General features: G+C 63.1%; 6 protein-coding genes and 1 pseudogene. 6 read left to right on the forward strand and 1 reads right to left on the reverse strand.

Annotated features, from left to right (window positions below):
* The 6 genes from EN884_RS18455 to EN884_RS18480 all read left to right on the forward strand — a co-directional run.
* Positions 1-1,329: CpaF family protein (locus tag EN884_RS18455; RefSeq protein ID WP_164895047.1), on the forward strand; the 1,329-nt coding region annotated here is incomplete at its 5' end.
* 4 nt (positions 1,330-1,333) lie between these two features.
* Positions 1,334-2,299 (forward strand): type II secretion system F family protein, encoded by a 966-nt coding sequence (locus EN884_RS18460; protein WP_027162569.1) that lies wholly within the window; start codon positions 1,334-1,336, stop codon positions 2,297-2,299.
* Position 2,300: 1 nt separating this feature from the next.
* Positions 2,301-3,263: a type II secretion system F family protein gene (locus EN884_RS18465; RefSeq protein ID WP_063167885.1), complete on the forward strand. Its 963-nt coding sequence runs from the start codon at positions 2,301-2,303 to the stop codon at positions 3,261-3,263.
* A gap of 80 nt (positions 3,264-3,343) precedes the next feature.
* Entirely contained in the window at positions 3,344-4,168 is an 825-nt protein-coding gene (locus EN884_RS18470; RefSeq protein ID WP_013531957.1) for a hypothetical protein, read from the forward strand.
* A 160-nt stretch (positions 4,169-4,328) separates the two neighbouring features.
* Entirely contained in the window at positions 4,329-4,799 is a 471-nt protein-coding gene (locus EN884_RS18475; RefSeq protein WP_013531956.1) for a hypothetical protein, read from the forward strand.
* Positions 4,800-4,959: 160 nt separating this feature from the next.
* Entirely contained in the window at positions 4,960-6,135 is a 1,176-nt protein-coding gene (locus EN884_RS18480) for a GGDEF domain-containing protein (protein ID WP_063167886.1), read from the forward strand.
* 1 nt (position 6,136) lies between these two features.
* Here EN884_RS18480 and EN884_RS18485 read toward each other — a convergent pair.
* A pseudogene (locus EN884_RS18485) lies at positions 6,137-7,447 on the reverse strand (aminotransferase class V-fold PLP-dependent enzyme); the annotation flags it as partial.

Raw genomic sequence — 7,447 nt, forward strand, 5'->3', positions numbered from 1 at the left:
CCAACCAGCCGAAAGGCTTTGCCGGCAAAGCCGGAAGCAGCGCTGGCAAAGAATGCCAACAAGGTGCTCGATGCGCGCGTGCGTATCCACCGGCTGCTGCTCGAAGAGATCAATCTTGTCGCGCTGGAGCGTTTGCCGAAGGATGAGATGCGCCGGCAAGTGCATGACTTCGTTTCGGAAAAGACCAAGCAGGAGCGGATGGCGATCAACACCGTCGAGCTTGATGCGCTGGTCGACGACATCGTCGACGAGATGGTCGGCCTCGGTCCGCTCGAGCCGCTGCTCAAGGATCCCGACATCAACGATATCCTGATCAACGGCCACATGAACTGCTTTGTCGAAAAGAAAGGCAAGCTGCAGCCGGTCCACATTCCGTTCAAGGACGAGGCGCATCTCCTGCGCATCGTCAACAAGATCGTCGCCGCGGTCGGTCGCCGCGTCGACGAATCGCAGCCGATGGTCGATGCCCGCATGCTGGACGGCTCGCGCTTCAACGCGGCCATCCGCCCGGTTGCGGTCGACGGCCCGCTGGTGTCGATCCGCAAATTCTCCAAGAACAAGCTCGGCCTGCATAAACTGGTCGAATTCGGCGCCATCACCCAGAACATGGCCGAAGTGCTGGCGGCGGCCGTGCATGCCCGCAAGACGACGATCATTTCGGGCGGCACCGGCACCGGCAAGACGACCATGCTCAATGCACTGTCGGCCTTCATTCCGGAAGACGAGCGGCTGATCACCATCGAGGACGCGGCCGAGCTCCAGCTGCAGCAGCCGCATGTCGCGCGCATGGAAACACGTCCGGCCAACATCGAAGGCCATGGCGAGCTGAAGCAGCGCGACCTGGTCAAGAACGCACTGCGCATGCGCCCCGACCGCGTCATCCTCGGCGAATGCCGCGGCGAGGAGGCTTTCGACATGCTGCAGGCAATGAACACCGGCCACGAAGGGTCGATGGCGACCATCCATGCCAACACGCCGCGCGACGCCATTTCGCGGCTCGAGCAGATGCTTGGCATGACCGGCATGCCGATGACGGTGCAGTCGATCCGCAGCCAGATCGCCAGCGCGCTCGACCTGATCGTCCAACTGACGCGCCTGTCCGACGGCAAGCGCAAGGTGACCAGTGTCGCCGAGGTGACCGGCATGGAAGGCGATGTCATCCAGATGCAGGAGATCTTCCGCTTCGTGCGCACCGGCATGGAGGCCGACGGCAAGATTCTGGGCCACTACGAGGCGACCGGCATCCGGCCGCGCTTCCTCGAGGACCTGCGCGCCATGGGCATCGAGTTTCCCGGACGATATTTCGAACCCGGCCGGCCGCAGGAGTAGCCAAGTGTTCGATGGAATGAGCGCGATCTATGTCGTCTATGCCGCGGCCGCGCTGACCGGCATCCTGATCGCCGAGGCCTGTTACCTGCTTTATGCCGGCCGCAGCGACAAGCGCACCGCCATCAACCGGCGCATGAGGCTGCAGGAAAACAAGATCAGCCAGGAGCAGGTGCTCGTCCAACTGCGCAAGGAGCGCGGCCTTGACGCGGGCACGCCGCTGTTTTCGGCGGACCGGTTTCGCGCGCTGCGAACCCAGTCGGGCATGATCATGCCGCTGTCGAAATTCCTGATGATCACCTGCGGCGTGGCGATGGCGATGGCCCTGGTCGCCATCTGGTACGGCTTGCCGCCGCTGATGGGGTTCGTCCTGTTCGTGGTGCTCATGCCGCTATTGCCGGTGCTGACGCTGCGTTTCAAGCGCAAGCGCCGGCTGAAGCGGTTCGGCATGCAGTTGCCGGAGGCGCTGGAACTGATCACGCGTGGCCTGAAGGCCGGCCACCCGGTGCCGGTGGCGATCGCCATGGTGGCGCGCGAGATGCCCGACCCGATCGGCAGCGAGTTCGGCGTCATCGCCGACGAAGTGACCTACGGATCCGATCTGGTTTCGGCGTTGAACTCGCTGTTCGACCGGGTCGGCCAGGAGGATCTGCCGTTGTTCGTCACCGCCGTCTCGATCCAGACCAGTTCGGGCGGCAATCTGCGCGAGATCCTCGACGGCCTGGCGACGACGATTCGCGAGCGTGGCAAGCTGCGCCGCAAGGTGCGCGCCATTGCGACAGAAGGCCGGATGTCGGCCTACATTCTGACGGCCGTGCCGGCGTTGCTGTTTGCCGCCATCATGGCACTGATGCCGGGCTTCTACAGCGACGTCTGGGGCGAGCCGAAGACCTGGTATCTGCTTGGCGCGTCGATCACCTGGCTGATGCTGGGCAATCTGATGATGTTCAAGATGTCGAATTTCAAGTTCTGACATGCAGGGCTTCATCGAATTCCTCGCCTCGCTTGCGCCGACCTCATTGATGCCGGTGGCCATACTGCTGCTGGCGGTGGGTGCTGCCGCTGTTGCCTGGCCTGTTGTCATGGCGAAGGGCGATCGCAACGAGGTCATGCGCCGGCTCAGGGTCGACAACGGTCCCGTGGCCGCCAAACCGGAGCCGGTGCAAAAGAAGAATACCGGCATCGTGCGCGAGAAGGCGGTGAAGCGGGCGCAGGAATTCTACGCCAGGAGCGATCCGGAAAATGTCGCGCGGCTGCGCATGAAGCTTATCCAGGCGGGCTACATGGAGCCGCGCGCTGTCGGTACGTTCTTCCTGATCCGGTTCACCGCGATGATCGGCACGGCAATCGGTGTGTTTGTGCTCAACCGCTGGATGGCCAGTCCGGACGCAACGATGGCCAGCCGCTGGACATTCGTCATCCTGTCGGGCGCGGCCGGTTATTTCCTGCCCGGCCTGATGCTGAGCCAGAAAGTGCGGGAACGCAGGCGTGAGTACCGCAACGGGTTTCCCGATTTCATGGACCTGATGATTGTCTGCTCGGATGCCGGCATGAGCATGGAGGCAGGCATAGAGCGCGTCTCCAAGGAACTCGCCAAGACTTATCCCGCGCTCAGCCAGAACCTGCAGCTGGTGTCGCTGGAGCTGAGGGCCGGGCGCAGCCTCGACGATGCGCTGAAGGCGCTCGCCGATCGCCTCAGCCTGGACGAGGTGCGTTCCTTCGCCACGCTGCTGCAGCAGTCCAAGGAACTCGGCACCAGCCTGTCGGGGGCGCTGCGCGTCTTCTCCGACGACATGCGCCATAAGCGTATGTCGTTGGCCGAGGAAAAGGCGCACGCTCTGCCTGCCAAGATGTCGGTGCCCGTGGTTGTGTGCATCCTGCCGGTGGTGCTGATGATCGCGGCCATTCCAGTCATCGTCAAAATGACGGCGCACTAGCGAGCGCTCCACAAAAGCCCTAGCAAGGGGCTGACAAACCATTGTTCTGACCGAACCCGGCTTTGCAGGTGAGAAAGTCCATGCTGCTGCGCACCCTCTTCCTTGGCCTTGCCGCGGCCAGCCTGTCGCCCGCCTGGGCCGTGGCCGGCGATTGCGGCGATGCCGCCGCCTTGGTGCAGCAGGCCTATCCCAAAGCTCGAAAGAGCGCCGACGGCACCTCGTTCACGCTCGAACCCCACACCAGCATTGCCCTGACATTCGCGTATGGCGATCCGCCAGGGCTGGCTTGCAAGATCTGGCCCGCCCATGACGACCTGCTGTTGGTCGCAGTGCCGCTGATGGACGGGTCCCAACCCAGCGACTACGCGCATGCCGGCGATATCGAGCTTTTGATTGTCGACAGGAAGAGCCGGCAGGTGCGCCAGCGCCTGCTCCAGCCCGGGCTGATGAATGATGATGCCATCGCCATCCGCCAGGTGGAGCTTGATACCGGCCGCTATGCGCTGGCGCCCGATGTTACTGCCTTTGGCCTGCGCATCGAAATGGCAAACAATTCGCTGCCTAATCCGTTCAGTGAAACCGACCTGCGGCTCTATGCCGTCGATGGCGATTCCCTGAGGATGGTGCTCGATGGCCTGGTCGTGGCCGGCAATGGCGGCGAGGGTGATACCAATTGCGCCGGATCCTTCCATACCAGTCGGGTTAGCCTGGCGATGAGCCCGGCCAAACATCATGGCTACCACGACATAACGGTGGTCGAGCGAATGGATACCGACAATCCGTTGCCCGACAAGGATGGCGAGTGCCAGTCCCATCCCGGCAAGTCCGTGAGCCAAACCTACCGGCTGCGCTATGACGGCAGCCGGTATACGGCTCCTGCGGGGCTCAAAGCCCTGGAGCCGTGAGGACGCCGCTGGCTGCGACTGAAGCACCGCGGCCTGGTGGTTAATGGCTGGTGTGCCCGAAGCCGAATTTTGGCGGCGTTTCGGCACCGAAGTTTAATCGCCGCTGATATATTGTGTTTCCTGAAGAACGACCCGGCAAATCGGGCGATGAGGCAGGGGCATGCGTCACAATAATTTCCCGGCAATGGCCACGATGGCGGCCGTCTTGATGATGTCTGGCTGTTCGACGAGTGGCGTCGACACCACCAAGACCACCGCCATCCAACCGGCGGCTAAAGACACCGAAACCTCCGATCTGGCGCAAGGCAAGGCGCAGTTTCGCGACGCCAATTACGGCCTCGCCGAAAAGCACTTCCGCAAGGCCGTCGAGTTGAAGGCCGACAATGCGGAGGCCTGGATGGGGCTCGCGGCTTCCTATGATGAACTCGGCCGCTTCGACTTCGCCGACCGTGCCTACGGCCAGCTTCTGAAAGTCGCCGGTCGCAGGCCGCAGATCGTCAACAATATGGGTTATTCGCAACTGCTGCGCGGCAATCGCAAGAAGGCCAAGGCGCTGCTGCTCGAAGCGAAGGCCGGCATGGCCGATCCCACCGTCGTCAACGCCAACCTCGCTCTCCTGAACAAGGGTTGATCTCGCGTCCAATGGTCCGGTTTCGGGACACGTGCCATCGACGCTTTGTAAACCCTATCTGCAGGTTGCATCGATGGATCGCCTGAAAATCCGTATCTGGGGGCAGCCGCTGACCTAGAATGCAGCGCAACCGCCGACGCTCGAGAGGCCCTTGCCCGATATGCTGGACTTCAGTTCGCTCCTGCTCGCAGCCGCGCTGTCGGGCATATGCCTCAGCGTCACCATGTTTGCGATCTGGTTCACCGCACCCAAGGCAGGTTTCGTGCTGACGGTGGCGTGCGGAATTCTGGTGCTCGTCGCGCATGTGATCCTGTTCTGGCGGTACACCAAGGACCCCGATCCGCTGCTTTGCCAGATCGTGCTTGCGCTGCTCAGCCTGGGGTTCCTGATCCTCTGCTTGTCGGCCATGCAATATCTCGGCGTGCCCGGCTACAGGCGCGCCGTTGCACCGGCGCTTGCCGCCATGACTATCTGTGCCGCTGTCACTTTCCTTGGCTTTGACGGCGTTGGCTTCATCATCACCTACACCACGGTGACGGCGCTGCTGTCGGCGATCGGCGCCATGTTCTGGATCAACGGCAGTCACGATCGCCGCATCCTGCTGGTGGTTTCGTTTCTGAGCGGCACCTGCGCGATGTCGTTTGCGCTTTGCGGCGTGGTTCTGCTGACCAAGGGGCAATGGACGCTCGCGATTGCGCCCGACAATTGGGCCGAACGATTGAATTCCGTCGTGGCGGTGGCCTGCATGACCGGGCTCGGAGCATTGACGCTCTCCCTCCATCATCTGCAGGCGCAGATCGAGCTCAAGGCCGAGACCATGACCGACCCGCTGACAGGGTTGCTGAACCGCCGGGCATTGACGTCGCTTTACGGCGAGCGGAGTTTCGGTCCATTCATGTCTATCGTCATGTTCGACCTCGACCACTTCAAGCGGACGAACGATGTCTACGGTCACCCGGTTGGGGATCAGGTCTTGTGCCGTTTTGCCGCCGTCATCAAGAAATATGCCCGGCCCGGCGTCGACGCTTTTCGCCTTGGCGGCGAGGAGTTCGCAGTCGTCATGTCGCGGATGACGGACGAAAAGGCCTACGATCTCGCCAGCAAGATCGGCGTGGCTTTCGGCGCCGAAATCGTCCCCACCCAGCTCGGCAAATTGCGCAGCACGGTCAGCGGCGGCATCGGCTTTGGCGAGGCAAGCGGCAGCAGCCTCGACAACGTGCTCACCGAGGCAGACGCGGCGCTCTATGCCGCCAAACGCGCCGGACGAAATTGCGTCATCAGCCGCAAGAGGATGGGCAAGGCCGAGCCGATCAAGCCGGCCTTGCGCTCAGCGTAAATTACTCCGCGGCCCCCAGATAGTCGGACAGCGGCGGGCACGAGCAGACCAGGTTGCGGTCGCCGGCGACATTGTCGATGCGTGACACCGGAGGCCAGTACTTGGCTGCCGTGTCGGCGTCGCCGGCCGGATAGGCCGCTTCCAGGCGCGAGTAGGGATGGTTCCACTGGCCGGCCAGCGCCTCGGCGGCGGTGTGCGGCGCGTTGACCAGCGGATTGTCGGCCAAAGGCCATTCGCCCCTGGCGACTTTTGCTGCCTCTGCCGATATCGCGATCATGGCCTCGCAGAAGCGGTCGATTTCCCGCTTGGGCTCGGACTCGGTCGGCTCCACCATCAGCGTGCCGGCGACCGGGAAGGACATGGTCGGCGCGTGAAAACCATAATCGATCAGCCGCTTGGCGACATCGTCGACACTGATGCCTGCACTCTCCTTGAGCACACGGGTGTCGAGGATGCATTCATGCGCGACGCGTCCCTGCCTGCCCTTGTAGAGCACCGGGAAATGCGCACCGAGCCGCGTTGCGATGTAGTTGGCGGAAAGGATCGCTGTTTCGGTCGCCTGCTTCAGGCCCGAGGCGCCCATCATGCGGATATACATCCAGGTGATCGGCAGGATCGAGGCGCTGCCGAAGGGGGCGGCGGAGACGGCGTGCGCCGAGCCTTCGGTGACATGGCCGGGCAAATACGGCTTCAAATGCGCCTTGACGCCGATCGGCCCGATGCCGGGTCCGCCGCCGCCATGCGGAATGCAGAAGGTCTTGTGCAGGTTCATATGGCAGACATCGGCGCCGATGTCGCCGGGACGGGCAAGCCCGACCAGCGCGTTGAGGTTGGCACCGTCGAAATAGACCTGGCCGCCATGCTCATGGATCAGCGCGCAGAGATCGCGTGCGCCTTCCTCGAACACGCCATGCGTCGAGGGATAGGTGAACATCAGCGCTGCGAGATTTTGCGCATGCTCAGTCGCCTTGGCCTTCATGTCGTCCATGTCGATGTTACCGTCTTCGGTGCAGCGCACGACGACGACGTTCATGCCAGCCATCGCCGCGCTCGCGGGATTGGTGCCATGCGCCGAGGAGGGGATCAGGCAGACGGTGCGGTGGTTGTCGCCGCGAGAGCGGTGATAGCCGCGGATGGCGAGCAGTCCGGCATATTCGCCCTGGCTGCCGGCATTGGGCTGCAATGTGACGGCGTCGAAGCCGGTGATCTCCGACAGCCAGCCCTCCAGCTCGCCGATCATGGCGCGGTAGCCTGCCGAGTGCGCGGCCGGGGCGAAAGGGTGCAGATTGGCAATGCTCGGCCAGCTCACCGG

The organism is Mesorhizobium sp. M7A.F.Ca.AU.001.01.1.1 (assembly GCF_004022735.1).
Lineage (GTDB): Bacteria > Pseudomonadota > Alphaproteobacteria > Rhizobiales > Rhizobiaceae > Mesorhizobium > Mesorhizobium ciceri.